The sequence below is a fragment of the Arthrobacter luteolus NBRC 107841 genome, from assembly GCF_001552075.1.
In the GTDB taxonomy this organism is placed as follows: domain Bacteria; phylum Actinomycetota; class Actinomycetes; order Actinomycetales; family Micrococcaceae; genus Arthrobacter_B; species Arthrobacter_B luteolus.
Genome location: NZ_BCQM01000002.1, coordinates 205,935 through 228,486 on the forward strand (window position 1 = coordinate 205,935; position 22,552 = coordinate 228,486).

At 66.7% G+C, this 22,552-nt stretch carries 21 protein-coding genes; 20 read left to right on the plus strand and 1 reads right to left on the minus strand.

Translation table 11 applies throughout. The features are described from left to right. Positions 1–49 precede the first annotated feature (49 nt). The 9 genes from alaS (at position 50) to nusB (ending at position 9,482) form a co-directional block, all read left to right on the plus strand. Entirely contained in the window at positions 50–2,743 is a 2,694-nt protein-coding gene (gene alaS / locus AL3_RS04980; protein ID WP_066297534.1) for an alanine--tRNA ligase, read from the plus strand. A gap of 8 nt (positions 2,744–2,751) precedes the next feature. Continuing rightward, positions 2,752–3,321: a Holliday junction resolvase RuvX gene (ruvX, locus tag AL3_RS04985; protein WP_066297535.1), complete on the plus strand. Its 570-nt coding sequence runs from the start codon at positions 2,752–2,754 to the stop codon at positions 3,319–3,321. Beyond that, a complete protein-coding gene (mltG, locus tag AL3_RS04990) occupies positions 3,318–4,646 on the plus strand; it encodes an endolytic transglycosylase MltG (RefSeq protein WP_246168570.1) in 1,329 nt (442 codons plus the stop codon). Before ruvX ends, mltG begins: the two co-directional genes overlap by 4 nt. After that, positions 4,647–5,525: a shikimate dehydrogenase gene (locus tag AL3_RS04995; protein ID WP_066297537.1), complete on the plus strand. Its 879-nt coding sequence runs from the start codon at positions 4,647–4,649 to the stop codon at positions 5,523–5,525. Between the two features lie 32 nt (positions 5,526–5,557). Beyond that, entirely contained in the window at positions 5,558–6,769 is a 1,212-nt protein-coding gene (gene aroC, locus AL3_RS05000; RefSeq protein WP_066297539.1) for a chorismate synthase, read from the plus strand. Beyond that, positions 6,762–7,277, plus strand: coding sequence for a shikimate kinase (locus AL3_RS05005; RefSeq protein ID WP_246168568.1), 516 nt, complete (start codon positions 6,762–6,764; stop codon positions 7,275–7,277). The genes aroC and AL3_RS05005 overlap by 8 nt, the downstream gene beginning before the upstream one ends. Further along, complete coding sequence (aroB, locus tag AL3_RS05010) at positions 7,277–8,398, plus strand: 3-dehydroquinate synthase (RefSeq protein ID WP_066297541.1); 1,122 nt, start codon at positions 7,277–7,279, stop codon at positions 8,396–8,398. Before AL3_RS05005 ends, aroB begins: the two co-directional genes overlap by 1 nt. 113 nt (positions 8,399–8,511) lie before the next feature. Further along, complete coding sequence (gene efp, locus AL3_RS05015) at positions 8,512–9,075, plus strand: elongation factor P (RefSeq protein ID WP_066297543.1); 564 nt, start codon at positions 8,512–8,514, stop codon at positions 9,073–9,075. Then, complete coding sequence (gene nusB, locus AL3_RS05020) at positions 9,072–9,482, plus strand: transcription antitermination factor NusB (RefSeq protein ID WP_066297545.1); 411 nt, start codon at positions 9,072–9,074, stop codon at positions 9,480–9,482. The genes efp and nusB overlap by 4 nt, the downstream gene beginning before the upstream one ends. Before the next feature lie 112 nt (positions 9,483–9,594). Here nusB and AL3_RS05025 read toward each other — a convergent pair whose 3' ends face one another. Then, positions 9,595–10,791, minus strand: coding sequence for a PrsW family intramembrane metalloprotease (locus AL3_RS05025; protein ID WP_083521463.1), 1,197 nt, complete (start codon positions 10,789–10,791; stop codon positions 9,595–9,597). 113 nt (positions 10,792–10,904) lie between these two features. Between AL3_RS05025 and pyrR the strand changes: the two genes are divergently transcribed. The 11 genes from pyrR (at position 10,905) to coaBC (ending at position 22,483) form a co-directional block, all read left to right on the plus strand. After that, the gene (gene pyrR / locus AL3_RS05030) at positions 10,905–11,486 is read left to right on the plus strand and encodes a bifunctional pyr operon transcriptional regulator/uracil phosphoribosyltransferase PyrR (protein WP_066297548.1); all 582 of its coding nucleotides are present in this window, start codon (positions 10,905–10,907) and stop codon (positions 11,484–11,486) included. Beyond that, positions 11,483–12,481 (plus strand): aspartate carbamoyltransferase catalytic subunit, encoded by a 999-nt coding sequence (locus tag AL3_RS05035; protein WP_066297550.1) that lies wholly within the window; start codon positions 11,483–11,485, stop codon positions 12,479–12,481. Before pyrR ends, AL3_RS05035 begins: the two co-directional genes overlap by 4 nt. A gap of 56 nt (positions 12,482–12,537) precedes the next feature. Then, positions 12,538–13,878 (plus strand): dihydroorotase, encoded by a 1,341-nt coding sequence (locus AL3_RS05040; RefSeq protein WP_066298439.1) that lies wholly within the window; start codon positions 12,538–12,540, stop codon positions 13,876–13,878. Further along, positions 13,866–14,384, plus strand: a complete 519-nt coding sequence (locus tag AL3_RS05045) for a PH-like domain-containing protein (protein WP_066297552.1) — start codon at positions 13,866–13,868, stop codon at positions 14,382–14,384. Before AL3_RS05040 ends, AL3_RS05045 begins: the two co-directional genes overlap by 13 nt. Before the next feature lie 38 nt (positions 14,385–14,422). Beyond that, positions 14,423–15,559: a glutamine-hydrolyzing carbamoyl-phosphate synthase small subunit gene (gene carA / locus AL3_RS05050; protein ID WP_083521518.1), complete on the plus strand. Its 1,137-nt coding sequence runs from the start codon at positions 14,423–14,425 to the stop codon at positions 15,557–15,559. Beyond that, positions 15,559–18,855 carry a carbamoyl-phosphate synthase large subunit gene (gene carB / locus AL3_RS05055; protein ID WP_066297556.1) on the plus strand — a complete coding sequence of 1,099 codons (3,297 nt, stop codon included), beginning with the start codon at positions 15,559–15,561 and terminating at the stop codon, positions 18,853–18,855. The genes carA and carB overlap by 1 nt, the downstream gene beginning before the upstream one ends. Then, positions 18,848–19,723, plus strand: a complete 876-nt coding sequence (gene pyrF, locus AL3_RS05060; RefSeq protein WP_066297560.1) for an orotidine-5'-phosphate decarboxylase — start codon at positions 18,848–18,850, stop codon at positions 19,721–19,723. Before carB ends, pyrF begins: the two co-directional genes overlap by 8 nt. 141 nt (positions 19,724–19,864) lie before the next feature. Next, the gene (gene mihF / locus AL3_RS05065; protein ID WP_066297568.1) at positions 19,865–20,182 is read left to right on the plus strand and encodes an integration host factor, actinobacterial type; all 318 of its coding nucleotides are present in this window, start codon (positions 19,865–19,867) and stop codon (positions 20,180–20,182) included. A 59-nt stretch (positions 20,183–20,241) separates the two neighbouring features. Beyond that, complete coding sequence (gene gmk, locus AL3_RS05070) at positions 20,242–20,811, plus strand: guanylate kinase (RefSeq protein ID WP_066297571.1); 570 nt, start codon at positions 20,242–20,244, stop codon at positions 20,809–20,811. A 54-nt stretch (positions 20,812–20,865) separates the two neighbouring features. Further along, positions 20,866–21,126: a DNA-directed RNA polymerase subunit omega gene (gene rpoZ, locus AL3_RS05075; protein ID WP_066297574.1), complete on the plus strand. Its 261-nt coding sequence runs from the start codon at positions 20,866–20,868 to the stop codon at positions 21,124–21,126. A gap of 37 nt (positions 21,127–21,163) precedes the next feature. Beyond that, a complete protein-coding gene (gene coaBC / locus AL3_RS05080) occupies positions 21,164–22,483 on the plus strand; it encodes a bifunctional phosphopantothenoylcysteine decarboxylase/phosphopantothenate--cysteine ligase CoaBC (protein ID WP_066297577.1) in 1,320 nt (439 codons plus the stop codon). Positions 22,484–22,552 lie beyond the last annotated feature (69 nt).

Consider the following 22,552-nt stretch of genomic DNA (forward strand, 5'->3'; position numbering starts at 1 on the left):
GTGCAGCTGCCCTGCGCGTGCCTGATTTACCAGAAGGGTAAGAAACACCATGAAGTCCCACGAGATTGCACGCCGCTGGCTGGATTTCTTCAGCCGGAAGGGCCACACGGTCGTTCCCTCCGCGTCGCTCGTTTCCAATGACCCGTCGCTGCTTTTCACGGTCGCCGGCATGGTGCCCTTCATCCCGTACCTGACCGCACGGGAGACGCCGCCGTACAACCGGGCGACCAGCGTCCAGAAGTGCATCCGCACCGCCGATATCGAAGAGGTCGGCAAGACTGCCCGCCACGGCACCTTCTTCCAGATGGCCGGAAACTTCTCCTTCGGTGATTACTTCAAGGAAGAGGCCATCACCTTCGCCTGGGAGCTGCTCACCAGCCCGGTGGAAGACGGCGGTTACGGGCTGGATCCCGAACGTCTCTGGGTCACCGTCTACCAGGACGGCGACGAGCGCGACGACGAGGCCCGCGCCATCTGGCGGGACAAGATTGGTGTGCCGAACGAGCGGATCATCGGCACCGGCAAGGAAGACAACTACTGGACCACCGGCCAGGCCGGTCCGGGCGGGCCCTGCTCCGAGATCTACTATGACCGCGGTCCGGCCTACGGCCAGGAAGGCGGCCCGGCCGTCGACGAGACCCGGTACATCGAAATCTGGAACCTCGTCTTTATGCAGTACCAGCTCTCCGCCGTCCGCTCCAAGACCGACTTCGATGTTGCCGGCGAACTGCCGCAGAAGAACATAGACACCGGCCTCGGCCTGGAACGCCTTGCGATGATCCTGCAGGGCGTGGAAAACATGTACGAGACCGATCAGGTCCGTCCGGTGCTGGACAAGGCCGCAGAGCTCGCCGGCAAGGAGTACACCTCCGCCGAAGACCCGTCGGACCCGCACCACACTGACGACGTCCGGATGCGTGTTGTCGGCGACCACATCCGCTCCGCCCTGATGCTGATTTCCGACGGCGTGACCCCCTCCAACGAAGGCCGCGGCTACGTGCTGCGCCGCCTGATCCGCCGTGCCGTGCGGGCCATGCGCCTGCTCGGCGTCGAAACCGCTGTGCTGCCGGAGCTGCTGCCGGTATCCCGGGACGCGATGAAGGGAACCTACCCCGAGGTTGAAACCGACTTCGCCCGGATCTCCCGCATCGCCTACGCCGAGGAAAAGGCGTTCCTGCGCACCATCGCCTCCGGCACCGAGCGGCTCGACGCCGCTGTGCAGGAGTCCAAGGCAGCCGGCCGTCCGCTCTCCGGCGAGGATGCCTTCGCGCTCCACGACACCTACGGCTTCCCGATCGACCTGACCCTGGAAATGGCAGAAGAGGCCGGGCTCAAGGTGGATGAGGCCGGGTTCCGCTCCCTGATGCAGGAACAGCGCCAGCGCGCCCAGGCCGACGCCCGGGGCAAGAAGCACGGCCACTCCGATGTTTCGGTCTTCAACGAACTCCTCCGTGCCGGACAGACCGTCTTCACCGGCTACGACGAGCTGACCACCGAATCCGCCGTCCGCGGCATCATCGCCAACGGGGAATCCGTCTCCCACGCCGGCCCGGGCTCCGAAATCCAGCTGGTGCTGAACGAAACACCGTTCTACGCCGAGGCTGGCGGCCAGGCAGCCGACGTCGGGCTCATCACCGGTGACGGCTTTGTGCTTGAGGTCTCCGACGTCCAGCGCCCCGTCAAGGGCCTGACCGTGCACAAGGCGATCGTGCGGGAAGGCGAAATCTCTGCCGGCGCCCTGGCCCTGGCCGCAGTCGACGCCGAGCAGCGGCACGCCGCTGAGCAGGCGCACTCCGGCACGCACATCGTGCATGCCGCCCTGCACCAGATCCTCGGCCCGGAGGCCCTGCAGCGCGGCTCCTTCAACAAGGCCGGCTACCTGCGCTTCGACTTCTCCTGGGGCGAAGGCCTGTCCGATGCCGCGAAGTCGGAAATCGAAGAGGTCTCCAACCTGGCGATCCGCAACAACCACAAGGTCGAAACCAAGGTCATGCCGCTGGCAGAAGCCAAGGCCCTCGGTGCCATGGCGCTGTTCGGTGAAGCCTATGGGGACAACGTCCGCGTGGTGGAGATCGACGGCGACTGGTCCCGTGAACTCTGCGGCGGTACGCATGTGGAGTCGACTTCCCGGATCGGCAGCCTGACCCTGCTCGGCGAACAGTCGGTCGGGTCCGGAAACCGCCGGGTGGAAGCCTTCGTTGGTATGGACGCCTTCCGGCACCTCGCCGCTGAGCGCGCCCTCGTGAACGAGCTCTCCGATCTGCTGAAGGTTCCCTCGGTGCAGCTGCCGGAGCGGGTGGCCGCGACCCTGGCCAAGCTCAAGCAGGTGGAGAAGGAGCTGGAGCGCCTGCGCCGCGAGCAGCTGGCTGCCTCGGCCGCAGCCCTGGTGGGCACCGCCGTCGACATTGACGGCGTCCGTCTCCTGGCGCACGACGCCGGCACCGTCTCCGGTGCCGACGACCTGCGGACGCTGGCGCTGGACCTGCGGTCCCGGCTCGGCAGCGAAGCCGCTGTGGTTGCCGCCGCCGGTGCTGCCAACGGCCGGCCCGTGGTCATCGTGGCCACCAACGAAGCCGCGCGTGCCGCGGGTGTGAAGGCCGGTGCGCTGGTGAAGACCGCTGCCGGTGTCCTCGGCGGCGGCGGCGGAGGCAAGGACGACGTCGCCCAGGGCGGCGGAACCGACGCCTCAAAGGTGTCCGAAGCCCTGACTGCCATCCGCGCCGCGGTGGCGAACCGGGGCTAGCACCGGCGATGGCCGAGTATCCACGCGGACCAAAGCTCGGCGTAGACGTTGGACTGGCGCGCGTCGGGGTCGCTTCCTGCGACCCCGACGGTGTCCTGGCAACCCCAGTCCGGACGCTGAAGCGTGACGCGAAGAAGAACAGCGACATCGCCGTGCTGGTCCGGGAGGCCGCCGAACGGAGTGCAGTAGAGGTTTTTGTGGGCCTGCCGCAGAGCATGCGCGGCACGGAAACCGCTTCAACGGAGATGGCCCGCGGCTACGCGCAGGCCCTTGCCGAAGCACTCGACCGGGCCGGCCTGGACGTCCCGGTGCGCCTGATTGACGAGCGTCTGAGCACGGTCAGTGCCCACCGCTCGCTAAGAGAAGCTGGCTTGGACACCAGAAATCACCGTAGAGTGGTAGACCAAGTGGCCGCTGTGGGTATATTGCAGCAGGCCATTGACATGCAGCGTTCCCTTGGACGCGATGTGGGGGCATCGGTCACATTTCGCCGGAGCACGCGATCCGCGGCTCCGGCCCCAAACGAGGAGCTAACTATTTCCGAGGACAGCCGCCCCGAAAGCGATTCCGCGCCGTGAGCCACAGGTATCCCGAGCATCGTCCGCCGGGGCAGGAACCGGAATCCAGTCCAAGCGCCGGCGGCTACGCCGGCGAAGATGTTCCTGCGCACGAATTTGATCCAGTCCATGGCCACCAGGACGTCTACGCAGACGCCGGTGTCTACGAAGGCGGCCAGCACCGCGGTGCCGACCACGGCTACGAGCCCGCCCCCGTCGTCCAGACCTTCTTCGCCGAGGAACCACCCAGCCGGCGCAGCCGCCGGCCGTCCCGGGACAAGCAGCGCAGGCGCCGCCGCCGCACCCTGGTGATGGTCGTTGTCCTGGCCGTTTTTGCCGGCGTCGTCTTCGGCCTCACGCTCTTCCTGCGGGACCTGCTCGGGATGAACGAGACCAAGGACTACCCGGGACCGGGTGAGGGATCGGTTTCCTTTGTGGTCCATCCGGGTGAAGGGCCGCTGCTGATCGGGGACAACCTTGTTGCCCAGGACATCGTGGCCACCAGCAAAAAGTTCGTTGAAGTCTTCCAGCAGGAAGCCGGCGGGCGCGAAATCCAGCCTGGCACCTATGAGATGCGCCAGCAGATGTCCGCCTCCGGCGCCGTTTCCGCGCTGCTTGGCGACGGCGGATCCGCGGTTCATTATGCAGCGGTCGCCCGGGACCTGCGCCAAAGCGAAACCTTCGACATCCTGGTTTCCTCCACGGGAATCCCGCTGGCGGAGTTTGAGGCCCTCGCCGCCAAACCGCAGGACTTCGGCCTGCCGGAAAAGGCCGTGAGCCTGGAAGGGTACCTGTTCCCGGGCGAATACCGTTTCCCGGTTGATATCACCGCCACGGAAATCGTCACCGAGATGGTGGATAACGCATTCGCCGCCCTCGAAGAAACCGGGGTAAGTGATCCCGCTGCACAGTACGACGTCCTGACCAAGGCCAGCATCATCCAGGCCGAAGCAGGCGAAGCGGATTACGACAAGGTTGCCGGAGCGATCGAAAACCGGCTCCGCGCCGACAACACGGAAACCAACGGGCTGATCCAGTCCGATGCGACCGTGACCTACGGACTGGGCCGCAAGAGCTACAACCTCACGCCGGAAGAGAAGGCAGATACCGCCAACCGGTACAACACGTACGCGAACCGCGGACTGCCCGTGGGGCCGATCGGTTCGCCGAGCGTGGAGGCGATCGACGCGGCTGCCCATCCTGCCGATGTCCCGTTCTTCTACTGGGTCACCGTCAACCTGGACACCGGTGAGACCAAGTTCTCCTCGACCCTGGCCGAACATGCCCGCTATGTCGGCGAGTACCAGGAGTGGTGCGGCACCCAGGAAGCCGGAAGGTGCGAGTAGTTGCCTGCGAACACCCGCCGTGCGGCGGTCCTGGGGCATCCCATCGGACACTCCCGCTCGCCTGAGCTTCACCGGGCTGCCTACCGGTACCTGAAATTCGACTGCGCCTACGATGCAATCGATGTTGAAGAGGGAGCCGCCGCGGACTTCGCGGCGGCGGTCCGGCAGGAGCCGGGATGGAACGGCCTGTCCGTCACCATGCCGCTCAAGAGCGCCATGGCCGCGGCCGTGGACAAACTGGATCCGCTGGCCCAGGCGCTGGGAGTGATCAATACGGTCACGTTTGAACCAGGCCCCGGGGGCCCGGTCCTGACCGGGTGGAACACGGATGTCGCAGGGCTGGTCAACGCCCTGCGGCATGCGGGTGCCGCTCACGCACCCCGGGCGGCTGTTCTCGGTGCCGGCGGCACCGCAACAGCTGCCGTAGCGGCCCTGACGGAATTAGGCTGCAGCAGCGTGGACATTTACGCCCGCAGTTTCCGGGGCGAGGCCGGCGGCCAGCCGGCAGTCCGGGAAGTGGGCGGCCGGCTGGGCACTGAGGTGGTGCTGCACGGCTGGGACGCTGCCGCCGCGGCCTGTGCGGAAGCCGACGTCGTGATCTGCACCCTCCCGCCGCACGGCGCGGACGGGATTGCCGGCGAGTTCGCGGCCCTGGACTGCCGCCGCGGGGGCGCGGTATTGCTGGACGCTGCCTACGATCCCTGGCCCAGTGCCATTGCCGGCGCCTGGCAGGCAGCCGGCGGAACGATCGTGCCCGGGCTGGAAATGCTCCTCTACCAGGCGGTGGAACAGGTGCGCCTTTTCACGGGGGATGCCTTCCGCGACGAAGATGCCGTCATAAACGTGATGTGTGACGCAGTGGGGCTGCCTCCGCGCTGAAGCCCCCTGCCGGACATGGCAGTATTGAAGCCATGTTGCGTTGGTTGACCGCCGGTGAGTCCCATGGGCCTGCACTGGTTGGAATTGTAGAGGGCGTCCCCGCCGGCGTCGAAGTGAGCACGCCGTCCATCCAGGAAGCCCTGGCCCGCCGGCGGCTTGGCTACGGCCGCGGTGCCAGGATGAAGTTCGAACAGGACGAGGTCCGGATCCTCGGTGGTGTGCGCCACGGCCTGACCCAGGGCGGTCCCATTGCCATTGAGATCGCCAACACCGAGTGGCCCAAATGGGAACAGATCATGGCATCTGACCCGGTGGACCCGGAGATCCTGGCCGACCAGGCCCGTAACGCCCCCCTCACGCGTCCCCGCCCCGGCCACGCCGACTTCACCGGTATGCAGAAGTACGGCTTCGATGAGGCACGGCCCGTCCTGGAGCGGGCCAGTGCGCGGGAAACGGCAGCCCGGGTTGCCCTTGGCGCCGTCGCCGCCGCGTTCCTGAAGGAACTCGGCATTGAACTCGTCAGCCACACCGTGGGCATCGCCGCAGTGGCTTCGCCGGAAGGGGCGGCCCTGCCCGTGCCCGCCGACGTCGCTGCCCTGGACGCAAATCCCATGCGCTGCTTCGACCCCGCCGTCACCGAAGCGATGGTTGCCGAGGTGGACGCCGCCCACAAGGAGGGCGAGACCCTCGGCGGCGTGGTGGAGGTCCTTGCCTATGGACTGCCGCCGGGACTTGGCAGCTACGTGCACTGGGACCGCCGCCTGGACGCCAGGATCGCCGGGGCCCTGATGGGCATCCAGGCGATCAAGGGCGTCGAGGTAGGAGACGGTTTCCTGACTGCCACGCGCCGCGGATCGGCCGCCCACGACGAAATCCTGCAGGACGAAAACGGCCAGGTGATCCGCTCCGGCAACCGGGCCGGCGGCATCGAGGGCGGGATGAGCATCGGTGAAGTCCTGCGGGTCCGCGCAGCGATGAAGCCCATCGCCACTGTGCCCCGGGCACTCAAGACCATCGATGTCAGCACCGGTGCACCCGCACGGGCACACCACCAGCGCTCCGATGTCTGCGCCGTGCCGGCAGCCGGCGTCGTCGCCGAGGCGATGGTCGCCCTGGTCCTGGCCGAAGCTGTCACCGAGAAGTTCGGCGGCGATTCCGTGGCCGAAACTGCCCGGAACCTGCGCACGTACCTCGAGAACATTCCGGCATCCCTCGGATCAACCGGCACCGGCACCGGTGCCTGAGAAGCATCTGGTCCTGATCGGGCTGATGGCCGCCGGCAAATCAGTTGTCGGCCGGTCCCTCGCTTCCCGGCATGGACTGCCCTATGTGGACACCGATCAGGTGGTGGTGGAGGAACACGGACCCATCCCGGAGATTTTCGCCAGCCACAGCGAAGCGTACTTCCGTGAGGTGGAGGCCCGCGCCGTCGCCGGCGCGCTGGATTCACCGGTCCGGTCCGTGGTCTCGCTGGGGGGCGGTGCGGTGCTGGACGCCGGAACGCAGCAGCTCCTGCAGCGCGCTACCGTGGTGTTCCTGGACACCGACCTGGATACCGTCCTGCCGCGGATTTCGCGTTCCGGCCACCGGCCGCTCCTGGCCGGAGACCCGGTAGCCCGCTGGTCCGCGCTGGACGAGGCTCGCCGCCCGCTTTATGAAACGCTGGCAGACATTGTTATAGACACCAGGGGACTGGCCGTTCCGGAAGTCGTGGAACGTATCACCGCCGCCCTGGACGAAGGAGAACGCTAATGCCCGCTGAACCCACCATCATCAAGGTCACGGGCGACAAGCCCGCCGAAAACTACGACGTCGTCATCGGCAACGGCCTGCTCGGCCGCCTGCCCGGCATGCTGGGGGAGCGGGTCCGCCGCGTCCTGGTGATCCACCCGCGTGCCCTGCGCACCACGGGTGACACGGTCCGGGACGAACTGGCAGCGGCCGGCCTGACCGCGCTTACTGCGGAAATCCCCGACGCCGAAGAGGGCAAGCACATCCAGGTCGCGTCCTTCTGCTGGCAGGTCCTGGGCCAGAACGACTTCACCCGCTCCGACGCGGTCGTCGCCGTGGGCGGCGGCGCGGTCACCGACGTCGCCGGTTTCGTCGCCGCCACCTGGCTGCGCGGCATCAAGGTAGTGCACGTCCCCACCAGCCTGCTCGGCATGGTGGACGCCTCCGTCGGCGGGAAGACCGGGATCAACACGGCCGAGGGCAAAAACCTGGTCGGCGCGTTCCATCCGCCCGCCGGAGTCCTCGCGGACCTCGATGCCCTGGGTTCCCTGCCGAAGAATGAACTGCTCAGCGGGATGGCTGAAGTCGTCAAGTGCGGCTTCATTGCCGACCCGGAAATCCTGGACCTGATCGAAGCCAACCCCGAAGCAGTTGCCGATGGAAGCTCGGACGTTGTCCGCGAGCTGGTCGAACGCGCTGTCCGGGTCAAGGCCGAGATTGTTTCCGGTGACCTGCGCGAGGCCGGACGGCGGGAATTCCTGAACTACGGCCACACCCTGGGCCATTCGATCGAACTGGCCGAACGCTATCAGTGGCGGCACGGCGCGGCGGTGTCCGTGGGCCTGGTCTTTGCGGCCGAGCTCGGCCGGATGGTCGGCCGGCTGGACGATGCCACGGCGGACCGGCACAAGGCCGTCCTCACCTCCCTCGGCCTGCCGGTCACCTACCGGAAGGACCGCTGGAGCGCCCTGCTGGACGGCATGCGCCGGGACAAGAAATCCCGCGGTGACCTGCTCCGCTTTGTTGTCCTGGACGGACTGGCCAAACCCTCCATCCTGGAAGTGCCGGACACCTCGCTGCTGTTCGCCGCTTACCAGGAGATCGCATCCGAGCCCGACGGCGGGATCCGGCTCAGCCTGTAGCGCTGAGCGTTCCGTCTCCGGCCGCGCCCTGCGGAGCGTGTATGGATTCGCCGAACAGGTAGAATGGTCGACGGACAAGACACGTAGTTACGCGAAACGACGAAAGAGAAACTGTGGCAACGACCAACGACATCAAGAACGGCACGGTGCTGAAGCTTGAAGGCAACCTCTGGAGCATCATTGAGTTCCAGCACGTAAAGCCGGGCAAGGGTGGTGCGTTCGTCCGTACCAAAATGCGCAACGTCCGTTCAGGCAAGGTCGTCGACAAGACGTTCAACGCCGGCATCAAGATCGAGACTGCCACCGTTGACCGCCGCGATTACCAGTATCTGTACAAGGACGGCGACGACTACGTGTTCATGGACACATCGGACTTTGATCAGCTCACCGTACCGGGCGCAATCGTCGGCGACTACGCCAACTTCATGCTCGAGTCCATGATGGTCACCATCGCCATCCACGAGGGTTCCCCCCTCTACATCGAACTGCCGGCTTCGGTGGTCCTGGAAATCACCTACACCGAGCCGGGCCTGCAGGGCGACCGCTCCACCGGCGGCACCAAGCCCGCCACCGTGGAAACCGGCTACGAAATCCAGGTTCCGCTGTTCCTGGAACAGGGCACCAAGGTCAAAGTTGATACCCGCACCGGCGACTACCTGGGACGCGTTAACGAGTGAGTGCACGCAGTAAAGCCCGGACCAGGGCACTCGAAGTGCTCTTCGAAGCGGAACAGCGATCCATGTCTCCGCTTGAGTCCCTCCGCTCCCGCCGGGAGCAGACGGACCAGGTCATTAACCCGTACACCATGGACCTGGTGGAAGGGGTTATTGCCAAGCAGGCTCAGATTGACGAGTTCCTGAGCACCTACTCGCAGGGCTGGGCGCTGGACCGGATGCCGGCCGTTGACCGCATCATCCTGCGGATCGGCAGCTGGGAACTGCTCTACAACGATGACGTTCCGGACAAGGTCGCCATCAGCGAAGCCGTCGAACTGGCCAAGACCCTCTCCACCGATGAATCACCCGCATTCATCAACGGGCTGCTTGGCCGGCTGCACCAGCTCAAGGACTCACTGCTGGCCTAAGCTCCGTTCAGTTAGACCCCAGCATCCTGACTTCCAATGCCCGGCAGGTTCTCCTGCCGGGCATTGTGCTGCCCGGCGGGAGGACGGCCGCACAGCGCATGCCGGGGGACGGTCAGGACGGCCGGGCGGTGCCCGCCGTCTGCAGGAGAACGGCGCGGGTCCGGATCAGCCCCGCCAGGATCCGCTCTTCACGGGCTGCGTTCATGCGGGGGTCGCGCCCGTTGACCAGCTGCTGCCGGGTCAGCGCCAGGTGGGTCGCGTCGCGGATGAAAGTCCGCATGGCAGGCTTGGCCCCGAAGCCACCGGCCCAGCGCAGGGCCTGCCGCCGGCCGGACCGGGTGGCGAGCATCTCCACCTCGGCAGGGGTGAACCAGCCGGCCGCCGCGTATTCGCCCAGCCGTGCCCGCGTCAGCCGCTGCTCCGCACGGCGCAGATAGGCCACGCCGGCCAGGGCCAGGACGAACAGCGGCACCTGGAGCAGGAAGTAGAACAGGAAGAAATCGTCATAAACCAGCGCCATACCGCCGTTCCAGAACATGTGTCCCAGAACCGCTGCGGCCAGGCCGGCGGTGAAGCCCACCACAATCCGCGCTCCGCCCGGCTTCCGGACGGCGAGGCCCAGGGCCAGTCCCACCGCCGCGGTGAAGAGCACATGGGCGAAGGGGGAGAACAGTCCGCGGAGCACGAACACGAAGCCCAGCTGCAGGCTGACACCGCCGGTTTCGAAGAGCGCGGCACTGAAGTAGAGAATGTTCTCCGTGAAGGCGAAACCGGCGCCGATGGTGCCCGCATAAACGATTCCGTCGAGCGGGCCGTCGAAATGGCTGCGCCGCGCAAAAACCAGGATCAGGACCCCCAGGCCTTTGGCAGCCTCTTCGACCAGCGGGGCCTGCACCACTGTGGCAATGACATCCGCCGGGGTCAGCGGCAGCAGCGTCATCAGGACCTCATTCACCATGCTCCCCAGCAGCACGGTGATGGCCACGGAGACCCCTGCGCCCCAAAGGAAAGCGAACAGCAGGGCGGCCCGCGGTTCCGGCTCCCACCGGTCAATCCAATGCAGTCCCAGCAGGCAGATACCCAGCGGAATTAGTGCCAGGAAGCCGCACAGGATGAACGCTTCGCTGCCCAGCGCGGCGAACAGGAAGAACCCGACCAGTACCACCACCACCGCGGCGGCAGTGATGAGCAGCACATTTAGAACAGTGCCGTTCCCGGCCCGGGATCCGGAGGGCACCTGAAGGGGTGCGATGCTGTCAGCAGGCTCCCCGGGCAGGCCCGAGAGCCCCGGTCCGGGCTGGGAAATCATGAACGTTTGCCTGTCATGGACCCAACAATATCCGGGCCCGCCCGCTGTGATAGCTTTGAAGGGCATTCAACCTTTAAGTCCGTCCTGTGAGGCGGGGAAGGAGGAAGCAGAATATGGATCTTAGTGATCCCACGCAGGCCCCCGCGCCTGCCCGCACCGTTCTGGCTTCAGCTGATATTGACCGCGCCCTGACGCGGATCGCCCACGAAATCCTCGAGGCGAACAAGGGCGGCACCGACCTTGTCCTGATGGGTATTCCGCGCCGCGGATATCCACTGGCCCGTCGCCTGGCCGCCAAGATAGCCGCCGCCGATCCGTCCGTGGACGCCGCCGCAATCACCGGGCAGCTCGACGTCACGATGTTCCGTGACGACCTCGCCCACCAGCCCACCCGGCCCCCGTATCCCACCGAGCTGCCGCCCAGCGGCATTGACGGCAAAGTCGTTGTCCTGGTGGACGACGTGCTTTACTCCGGGCGCACCATCCGGGCCGCCCTCGACGCCCTGGTCGACCTGGGACGTCCCCGCGCCGTGCGCCTTGCCGTCCTCGTTGACCGCGGGCACCGGGAACTGCCCATCCGCGCCGACCATGTGGGCAAGAACCTGCCCACCGCCGCCGTGGAAAAGGTCCGGGTCCGGCTGGTCGAAACCGACCTGCCCGCCGCAGACGAAGTCGTGATCGAAGGCACTGTATGAAGCACCTGCTCTCCACCCTGGACCTCTCACACCAGGATGCGATTTCCATCCTGGACACCGCGGAGGCCATGGCCGCAGTAGGGGAGCGGGAAGTGAAGAAGCTCCCCGCACTGCGCGGCCGGACAGTCGTCAACCTGTTCTTCGAAGACTCCACCCGCACCAGGATTTCCTTCGAGGCTGCTGCCAAGCGCCTCTCCGCAGACGTCATCAACTTCTCGGCGAAGGGGTCCTCGGTCTCCAAGGGCGAATCGCTCAAAGACACCGCCCAGACCCTTGCCGCCATCGGTGCGGACGCCGTCGTCATCCGCCACGGCGCGTCCGGTGCTCCGGCACGGCTCGCCAACTCCGGCTGGATCGACGCCGCAGTCCTGAACGCCGGCGACGGGACGCATGAGCATCCCACCCAGGCACTGCTGGACGCCTTCACCATGCGCCGGCACTGGGCCCGGCTGCACGGTACACCGTCCCAGGGCACCGACCTGTCCGGGATGCGCGTGGCGATCGTCGGGGACATCCTGCATTCGCGGGTGGCGCGCTCCGACCTCTGGCTGCTCAAGACCCTCGGTGCCGACGTAACGCTCGTGGCCCCGCCCACCCTGCTGCCCTTCGGCGTGGAATCCTGGCCCTGCAAGGTCAGCTACTCACTCGATGAGACCCTGGAAACCCGACCCGACGCCGTGATGATGCTCCGGGTCCAGGCAGAACGCATGCACTCGGCGTTCTTCCCGACCGTCCGGGAATACTCGCGCCGCTGGGGATTTGACGACGTCCGGCTGGACCGGCTCGATTCCTTTGGCCTGGACGACACGATCCTGCTGCACCCCGGCCCCATGAACCGCGGGCTGGAGATTTCCTCCCGCGCCGCCGATTCACCGCGTTCGACCGTCCTGGCCCAGGTCAGCAACGGCGTTTCCGTCCGGATGGCGGCCCTCTATCTCCTGCTCTCCGGCGAGGGCAGCTCCCAGCGAACACCACAGGAAGTTTCCGCACAGTGAACACCGCAACACACACTGCAACTGCAGCAGCGCCCGCACCGGCCGCACAGCCGACCCTGTCCCCGAACGGCGCCTACCTGATCCGCGGCGCCTCACTGCTGGGGATTGAACGCGCCGACCTCCTGATCCAGGACGGCCTGATCTCCGCCGTCGGCCAGGAGCTCGCTGCCCCCGAGGGCACCCTGGTCATCGACGCCGAGGGCCTCATCGCGCTCCCCGGCATGGTGGACCTGCACACCCACCTGCGCGAACCGGGCCGCGAAGACGCCGAAACGGTGGAGACGGGTACCCGTGCCGCCGCGCTGGGCGGCTTCACCTCCGTGCACGCCATGGCCAACTCCAACCCCGTCGCAGACACTGCCGGCGTCGTGGAACAGGTCTACAGCCTGGGCCTGAAGTCCGGCTGGGTGGACGTCCGCCCGGTCGGAGCCGTCACCGTCGGGCTCAAGGGCGAACGGATGGCCGAACTCGGTGCCATGGCCGACTCCCGGGCCCGGGTCCGGGTCTTCTCCGACGACGGCATGTGCGTCCACGACCCCATCCTGATGCGCCGTGCCCTGGAATACGTCAAGGCGTTCGACGGCGTGATCGCGCAGCACGCCCAGGAACCGCGGATGACCGAGGGCGCCCAGATGCACGAAGGCGACGTCAGCGCGGTGCTGGGCCTGCCCGGCTGGCCCGCCGTGGCCGAGGAATCCATCATTGCCCGCGACGTCCTGCTGGCCCAGCACACCGGGTCCCGCCTGCACGTGTGCCACGTCTCCACCGCCGGTTCCGTGGAAATCATCCGCTGGGCCAAGGAACGCGGCATCAACGTCACGGCTGAGGTCACCCCGCACCACCTGCTCCTGACCGACGAATCCGTGCGAAGCTACGACCCGGTGTACAAGGTCAACCCGCCTCTGCGGACCGAATCCGACGTTGAAGCCCTGCGCCGCGGCCTGGCCGACGGCACCATCGACATCGTCGGCACCGACCACGCTCCGCACCCCAGCGAGCACAAGGAATGCGAGTGGGCGCAGGCCGCCATGGGCATGACCGGGCTGGAAACGGCCCTCTCCGTGGTCCAGGCAACCATGATCGACACCGGCCTGATGACCTGGGCGGACTTCGCCCGGGTCACGTCCGCGGCCCCCGCCGCCATCGGCCGCGTCACGAGCCAGGGCAGGCCGCTGGAAGCGGGCGAACCGGCCAACGTCATATTGGTTGACCCGGCTGCACGCCGGACGGTCGACCCCCATAAGATGGCAACCATGGGCAGGAACAGTCCGTACGCCGGGCTGGAGCTGCCCGGAGTGGTGCGGACCACCTTCTTTGCCGGCCACCCCACCGTCCTTGACGGAGCACTGAACACGCCGCGGGCCGCGGCTGCGGAGGAGACACCATGGATTGGCTGATCTTCCTTCTCTGCGCCCTGGCTGGCGCAGCACTTCTGCTCGGACTGTTTGCCCTCGGCTGGCGGGGACGCCGCCGCCGGCAATCAGATATTCCCCGGCCCCGCCCCCTCCCGGACGACCTGGAAATGCCCCGTTTCCAGGCTGACGGGCAGTACGTCGCCACCACCACGGCAGGCGACTGGCTGGACCGGGTTGCCGTCTACGGCCTGGGGGTGAAGTCAACTGCAACCGTAGCCGTCTTCCCGGAAGGCCTCTTTTTCGCCCGCAGCGGCGCCCCTGACGTCTGGATTGACCGCACTGACCTGCGCGGCGTCCGCCTGGAGCGCGGCATGGCCGGCAAATTCGTTGAAAAGGACGGGCTGGTCATGGTGACCTGGCAGCTCGGCCCCAAAACCGTCGACACCGGGTTCCGCACCCGGTCAGCCGACTCAAAAACCCCCCTGGTTTCGGCCATCAAGGCGCTGCTGCCGGAATCATCTGCAACATCTAGCGAGGAACAACTGTGACAGTGAACCAAACTCCCGCCCCGACCACAGCTGTCCTTATGCTCGAGGACGGCCGCAGCTTCCGCGGCCGCAGCTACGGAGCAACCGGAACGGCCCTGGGCGAGGCCGTCTTCGCCACCGGCATGACCGGGTACCAGGAGACCATCACCGATCCCTCCTACGCCCGCCAGCTGGTCGTCCAGACCGCCCCGCATATCGGCAACACCGGTGTGAACAGTGACGACGCCGAGTCCCGCCGCATCTGGGTCGCCGGCTACATCGTCCGCGACGCCGCCCGGCGGCCCTCCAACTGGCGCTCGGAACGGACGCTGGACGAAGAGCTCGAGGCGCAGGGCGTCGTTGGCATCTCCGGCGTCGATACCCGTGCCATCACCCGGCATCTGCGCGAACGCGGTGCCATGAAGGCCGGCATCTTCTCCGGAGCCACCGCGGCCCGCACCGACGCCGAGCTGCTCGCCGACGTTCGTGCGCAGGAATCCATGGCCGGCGCCCGCCTGGCCGAGGAAGTCAGCATCGATGCCGCCTACACGGTGGAACCGGCTGCGCACGGCTGGGACAAGGAACCGCTGTTCACCGTCGCTGCCCTGGACCTCGGCATCAAGTCGATGACCCCGGTGCGCTTCGCGGAACGCGGCGTGCGCGTCCAGGTCCTGCCCGCCTCCGCCACCCTGGCGGACGTCCAGGCAGTCAACCCGGACGGGGTGTTTATGTCCAACGGACCCGGCGACCCCGCCACCGCGGATGACCAGGTCAAGCTCCTGCGCGATGTCCTGGACACCGGCGTGCCGTTCTTCGGCATCTGCTTCGGCAACCAGATCCTCGGCCGCGCGCTGGGCTTCGGCACCTACAAGCTGCCCTACGGCCACCGCGGCATCAACCAGCCCGTCCTGGACCGCCGCACCGGCAAGGTGGAAATCACCAGCCAGAACCACGGCTTCGCCGTCGACGCCCCGCTCGACGGCCCGGTCACGGCCCCTGAAGCGCGCTTCGGGCAGGTCGAAGTCAGCCACATCAGCCTCAACGACAACGTGGTGGAGGGCCTGGCGTGCCTGGACATCCCCGCGTTCTCCGTCCAGTACCACCCCGAGGCTGCCGCCGGCCCGCACGACTCCGCGTACCTCTTCGACCGCTTCGTCGACCTGATGGCCGCCAGCAAGAACAAGGAATCCAACTAATGCCCCGCAGAACCGACCTCAAGTCCGTCCTGGTGATCGGCTCCGGCCCGATCGTTATTGGCCAGGCAGCCGAATTCGACTACTCAGGCACGCAGGCCCTGCGCGTCCTGAAGGAAGAAGGCCTGCGGGTCATCCTGGTCAACTCCAACCCGGCCACCATCATGACCGACCCGGAGTTCGCCGACGCCACCTACGTTGAGCCGATCACCCCCGAGGTGGTCGAGAAGATCATCGCCAAGGAACGTCCCGACGCCGTCCTGCCGACCCTGGGCGGCCAGACCGCGCTGAACACGGCAATTGCCCTGGATAAAAACGGTGTGCTGGAGAAGTACAACGTGGAACTCATCGGCGCGAACATCGAAGCCATTGAGCTTGGTGAGGACCGGGAGAAGTTCAAGGGTGTCGTCGAGCGCTGCGGTGCCGAATCCGCCGAGTCCATCATTGTGCACAGCATGGATGAGGCCTTCGCAGCCGCCGAGAAGCTCGGCTACCCGATGGTCGTCCGTCCGTCCTTCACCATGGGCGGGCTCGGCTCCGGTCTTGCCTACAACGCGGAAGACCTGCGCCGCATCGCCGGCGCCGGTATCCAGTACAGCCCGACCTCCGAGGTGCTGCTCGAAGAGAGCATCCTCGGCTGGAAGGAATACGAACTGGAGATGATGCGGGACAAGAACGACAACGTGGTTGTCGTCTGCTCCATCGAGAACTTCGACCCGGTGGGCGTGCACACCGGCGACTCCATCACCGTCGCCCCGGCCATGACGCTGACCGACCGCGAATACCAGAAGCTGCGTGACATCGCGATCGCCGTGATCCGTGAAGTCGGCGTCGACACCGGCGGCTGCAACATCCAGTTCGCCATCGAGCCGGACACCGGCCGCGTCGTCGTGATTGAAATGAACCCCCGGGTTTCGCGTTCTTCGGCGCTGGCCTCGAAGGCCACCGGTTTCGCGATCGCCAAGATCGCCACCAAGCTCTCGCTGGGCTACACGCTGGATGAAATCCCCAACGACATCACCAAGAAGACGCCGGCGTCCTTCGAACCGACCCTGGACTACGTCGTCGTGAAGGTGCCGCGGTTCGCGTTCGAGAAGTTCCCGGCAGCGGATCCCACGCTGACCACCACCATGAAGTCGGTCGGCGAAGCCATGGCGATCGGCCGCAACTTCACCGAAGCCCTGCAGAAGGCGCTGCGGTCCCTGGAGCAGAAGGGCGCGCAGCTCACCTTCGACCCGGTGGACCCGGCCGATGTTCCCGGCCTGATCGAGGCGGCCAAGCGGCCCACCACAGACCGCCTGGCCCAGGTCCAGCAGGCACTGCTGGGCGGCGCCACCAACGAACAGCTTTACGCGGCCACCGGCATTGACCCGTGGTACCTGGACCAGCTTGAACTGATCAATGAGGTCGCCGAGGAGATCCGCAGCGCGCCCCAGGTCACCGAGGACGTCCTGCGGCTCGCCAAGCGGCACGGCTTCTCCGACGAACAGATCGGGAAGCTGACCAACCAGTCCGAGTCCGTGATCCGCGGCGTCCGCCATGTGCTGGGCATCCGCCCGGTCTACAAGACCGTGGACACCTGCGCCGCTGAATTCGCTGCCTACACCCCGTACCACTACTCCTCCTACGACGAAGAGGACGAGGTCGCGGAGCACGCCAAGCCGTCGGTGATCATCCTCGGCTCCGGTCCGAACCGGATTGGGCAGGGCATCGAGTTCGACTACTCCTGCGTCCACGCGACCATGGCCCTGCGCGAAGCCGGCCACGAGACCGTGATGATCAACTGCAACCCGGAGACCGTGTCCACGGACTATGACATCTCCGACCGGCTCTACTTCGAGCCGCTCACGCTCGAAGATGTGCTGGAAGTCATCTACGCGGAGCAGCGCACCGGCGGTGTGCTGGGCGTCTTCGTGCAGCTCGGCGGCCAGACCCCGCTGAAGCTGGCACAGGCCCTGGCCGACGCCGGCATCCCGATCCTGGGCACGTCCCCGGAAGCGATCGACCTGGCTGAACACCGCGGCGCCTTCCAGCGCGTGCTCGATGAGGGCGGCCTCATCGCCCCGAAGAACGGCACCGCCGTATCCTTCGACGACGCGAAGAAGATCGCCGACGAGATCGGTTACCCCGTCCTGGTCCGCCCGTCCTACGTGCTTGGCGGCCGCGGCATGGAAATCGTCTATGACGAAGCCAACCTCTCCCGCTACATCATGAACGCCACGGAAATCACCCCGGACCACCCGGTCCTGGTGGACCGTTTCCTGGAAGACGCAATCGAGATCGACGTTGATGCTCTCTTCGACGGCACCGACCTCTACGTCGGCGGCATCATGGAGCACATCGAGGAAGCCGGCATCCACTCCGGCGACTCATCCTGTGTGCTGCCTCCGATCACCTTGGGCACCGATGTCATCGACCGGGTGGTTGACGCAACCCGTGCGATCGCCTCCGGCGTGGGTGTGCGCGGCCTGATCAACATCCAGTTCGCGCTGGCCTCGGACGTGCTCTACGTGATCGAAGCGAACCCGCGTGCCTCCCGCACCGTCCCGTTCGTCTCCAAGGCGACGGGCGTGCAGCTGGCCAAGGCCGCCGCCCTGATCGGCACGGGAACCACCATCGCGGAGCTGCGTGCCGCCGGGAAGCTGAAGGCCACCGGCGACGGTTCGGTCCTGCCGCTGGACGCCCCCGTGGCGGTCAAGGAAGCCGTGCTGCCCTTCAGCCGGTTCCGCACCCCCGAAGGCACTGTCGTCGACTCCCTGCTCGGCCCGGAAATGCGTTCCACCGGTGAAGTCATGGGCATCGACAAGTACTTCGACACCGCGTTCGCGAAGTCCCAGGCCGCAGCCAACTCGGCGCTGCCCACGTCCGGTAAGGTCTTCGTCTCGGTCGCCAACCGGGACAAGCGCTCCATCATCATGCCGGTGAAGCTCATGGTGGACCTCGGCTTCGAGATCCTCTCCACGGGCGGCACCGCTGAGGTGCTGCGCCGCAACGGCATCCAGGCGACCACCGTCCGCAAGGTCGGCGAAGGCAGCGGACCGGACGGCGAGGGCACCGTGGTGGACCTGATCACCGCGGGCGACATCAACATGGTGATCAACACCCCGTCCGGCGGCCAGGCCCGCGGCGACGGCTACGAAATCCGGGCCGCCGCCACCTCGATCGGCTGCCCGGTCATGACTACGGTCTCCGAGTTCGGTGCCGCCGTCCAGGCCATCGAAGCCATGCGTTCCTACGAGTGGGATGTCTGCTCGCTGCAGGAATACGCTGCCAAGCTGCAGGCTTCGGCCGGTGCCTGAACAGCAGGCTGGCGGCAAGGATATCGCCGTCCCCGGGCGCGCACCCTTCGGTGCGCGCCTGCGGGCGGCCATGGACACCCGCGGCCCGCTGTGCGTCGGAATCGATCCGCATCCGGCCCTGCTGGCTGCCTGGGGACTGAACGACGACGCCGCGGGCCTGGAGCGCTTCTCCCTCACGGTGCTGGACGCCGTGGGGGAGCAGGCCGCCGCCCTGAAACCTCAGGTCGCGCTCTTTGAACGGCATGGCTCGTCCGGCATGGCCGTGCTGGAGAAGCTGCTGGCTGCCTGCACGGACGCCGGCGTGCTGTCCATCGCCGACGCCAAGCGCGGGGACATTGGTTCCACCATGGCGGCTTATGCCGATGCATGGCTCCGGGACGGATCCCCGCTGGCGGCCGACTCTGTGACGCTCAGCCCGTACCTGGGATTCGAGTCATTGCGCCCGGCCCTGGACCTGGCGGCCGGAACCGGCCGCGGAGTCTTCGTCCTGGGACTGACCTCCAACCCGGAGGGCGCCTCCGTGCAGCACGTTGGTGCTGACCGTTCGGTGGCAGCCCGCATTGTCGACGCAGCTGCCGTGGAAAACTCCGGCTCGGGAACGCTGGGTTCCACCGGTCTGGTGATCGGCGCAACCGTTGGCTCCGCGCTGGGCGACCTGGGGATTGACCTGGCCGCCGCCAACGCACCGATTCTGGCGCCCGGGCTCGGTGCCCAGGGAGCCACCGGCGCGGATTTGCGGAGCACCTTTGGTGCCGCCTACGCCAACGTGCTGGCGACGTCGAGCCGGGACATCCTCAAAGCCGGCCCGGACCGGGTGTCGCTGCAGGCCGCGGCGGCACGGACGCTGGAAGGACTGCCGCGCGCATAGCGGTGCCGGCGGGGGTTTCCCCGCCGGTATCCGTTGCAAAGCGGGACCCTTGCGGATAGGTTCGGACACTAGCTCAAGTAACCGAAAGACCGCTGGCGGCACCCCGTGCCTAAGCGGTTCGTCTTCGCCCGGGAGAGTCAATTGAACCTCAAACCACTGACTGAAGAAGAGCGCACCAGGGCGCGGGAGAAAGCCACAGCCGCGCGCACCGTGCGGGCCGACATCAAGTCCAAAATCAAGTCGGGCGAACTCTCCGTCGAAGAGGTCATCGTTTCGCGTTCCGGCGAGGAAGCGGTGGGCCGGCTGAAGGTGGTTGATCTGCTGCGCGCGCTGCCTGGTGTGGGGGAGCGCCGCGCAGCTGGAATAATGGCTACCGTGGGTATCGCCCCAACCCGCCGCGTGCGGGGGCTCGGTGTCCACCAGCGCAAGGCGCTGATCGAATTATTGGAGTCCGACTAAAGCTGTTCCGCTTACCGCGGGCGGCGGCGTCGGACCAACCCTAAACAAGTGAGGTCTACGTGTCGCAACCGCGGCTGACAGTTCTGGCAGGTCCCACCGCCGTTGGCAAAGGCACTGTGTCCACCTATATCCGGGACAACTATCCCGAGGTCTGGCTTTCCGTTTCCGCTACCACCCGCGCTCCGCGCCCGGGTGAGGAAAACGGCGTGCACTACTTCTTCGTCACCGCCGAGGAATTTGACGAGCTGGTTGCCGAGGGGCAGATGCTCGAATGGGCCGTGGTCCACGGGCGCAACCGCTACGGTACGCTGCGGCGCACGGTGGAAGCTGCCATGGCAGACGGACGATCGGTGCTGCTGGAAATCGACCTGCAGGGTGCGCGCCAGGTCAAGGAGTCCATGCCGGAGGCGAATTTCGTGTTCCTGGCCCCGCCGTCGTGGGATGAAATGGTCCGCCGTCTGGTCGGCCGCGGCACCGAAACACCCGAAGAGCAGCAGCAACGGCTGGAAACCGCTAAACTGGAACTTGCTGCCGAGTCCGAGTTCAATCACACTGTCATCAACGATGACGTCCAGCGGGCCGCAGCAGAGCTCGTATCACTCATGGGGATCAGTCCCCGCCCACGCTGATCTGCTCTGGCGCAGGCGCAACCTACTGACCCGCACGAATACTTTGGAGATCTTTTGTCTACCCAGCCTGAAGGCATTATCAACCCGCCGATCGACGACCTGCTGACGGCCGCCGACTCGAAGTACGCCCTGGTCATCTACGGTGCCAAGCGTGCCCGCCAGATCAACGCGTACTACTCCCAGCTGCACGAAGGCCTCTTCGAGTACGTTGGCCCGCTGGTGGAAACCAAGCTCAACGAAAAGCCGCTGTCCATCGCCCTGCGCGAGATCAACGACGGCATGCTGGTCTGCCGCGCCAACGAAACCGCCGAGTAACTAACGGCAGAACCGCTGCAGGGGAGGTAGGGCAGGCGTGCGCATTGTCCTGGGGGTAGGCGGCGGCATCGCCGCCTACAAGTCGGCATCGCTGCTGCGCCTGTTCACGGAGGCCGGACACAGCGTCCAGGTCATTCCCACGGAAGCCTCCACCAGGTTCGTTGGCATAGCCACCTGGGAAGCGCTTTCCGGCCACCCGGTCAGCACCTCGGTGTTTGACGCTGTTGACACGGTCAACCACGTCCGGCTGGGGCATGAAGCAGACCTGATCGTGGTGGCCCCGGCCACCGCGGACCTCCTCGCGAAGGCGGCCGCCGGCCTGGCCTCCGATCTGCTGACGAACACGCTGCTGATGGCGCGGGGACCTGTCTTCTTCGCCCCTGCCATGCACACGGAAATGTGGAACCACCCGGCAACCCGGGCCAACGTGGCAACACTGCGTTCACGCGGCGCCATTGTGATGGAGCCGGCCTCGGGGCGGCTCACCGGCAAGGACTCCGGTCCGGGCCGCCTGCCTGACCCTGAGGACATCTTCGCTGCAGCCCTCGCCGCCGCCGGAGCAACTGACGGTGAAGCAACTGACGCCGAAAAGTCCGCCGCTGAAATCATGGACCGGGACACTTCGCTGAACAGCGGCCGGCTCGCCGGCAGGACCGTGACGGTCACAGCCGGCGGCACCCGCGAACCGCTGGACCCGGTGCGTTTCCTGGGCAACCGCTCGTCAGGCAAACAGGGCGCCGCGATCGCCGAAGCCGCCCTCGCTGCCGGCGCCCGGGTGCGCTTCATCGCCGCCCACATGGAGGTTCCGGTACCCGCTGGCGTCGAACTGGTCCAGGTGGAAACCGCCCTGGAACTGCGCGATGCCGTCCACCAGGCCGCCGCCGGGACGGACGTCCTGGTGATGTCCGCCGCGGTGGCCGATTTCCGGCCGGGCGAGAACGCCGATACCAAAATCAAGAAGCGCGACGACGGCACGGACCCCGTGATCACCCTGGTCCGCAACCCGGATATCCTGCGCGAGGCCGTGCTGCACCGGGCCGAAGCGGGCACCGGAGCTTCCGCGCGTCCTTTCGTTATTGTCGGGTTTGCCGCCGAAACCGGAGACGGATCCGCCTCCGTCCTGGAATACGGCCGCCGCAAGCTGGAACGGAAGGGCTGCGACCTGCTGGTGCTGAACCAGGTGGGCCGCTCCCTGGTGTTTGGCCAGGACAACACCGAAGTCCGCATCCTCTCGCCGCAGGATGGTCCCGGCTTTGAGCCGGAGGCAATTTCCGGCAGTAAAGCCGACGTCGCCCGCCGCCTCATGGAGCGGATAGCCGACCACCTCGACGCGGCAGTGCCCTCCATTAAGCAATAAGAAGCCAAATGACGCTGCTGTGTCCTTGTGTTGCCCAGCTCAGCTGGCGCGCGGCACGGCAGGTCCCCG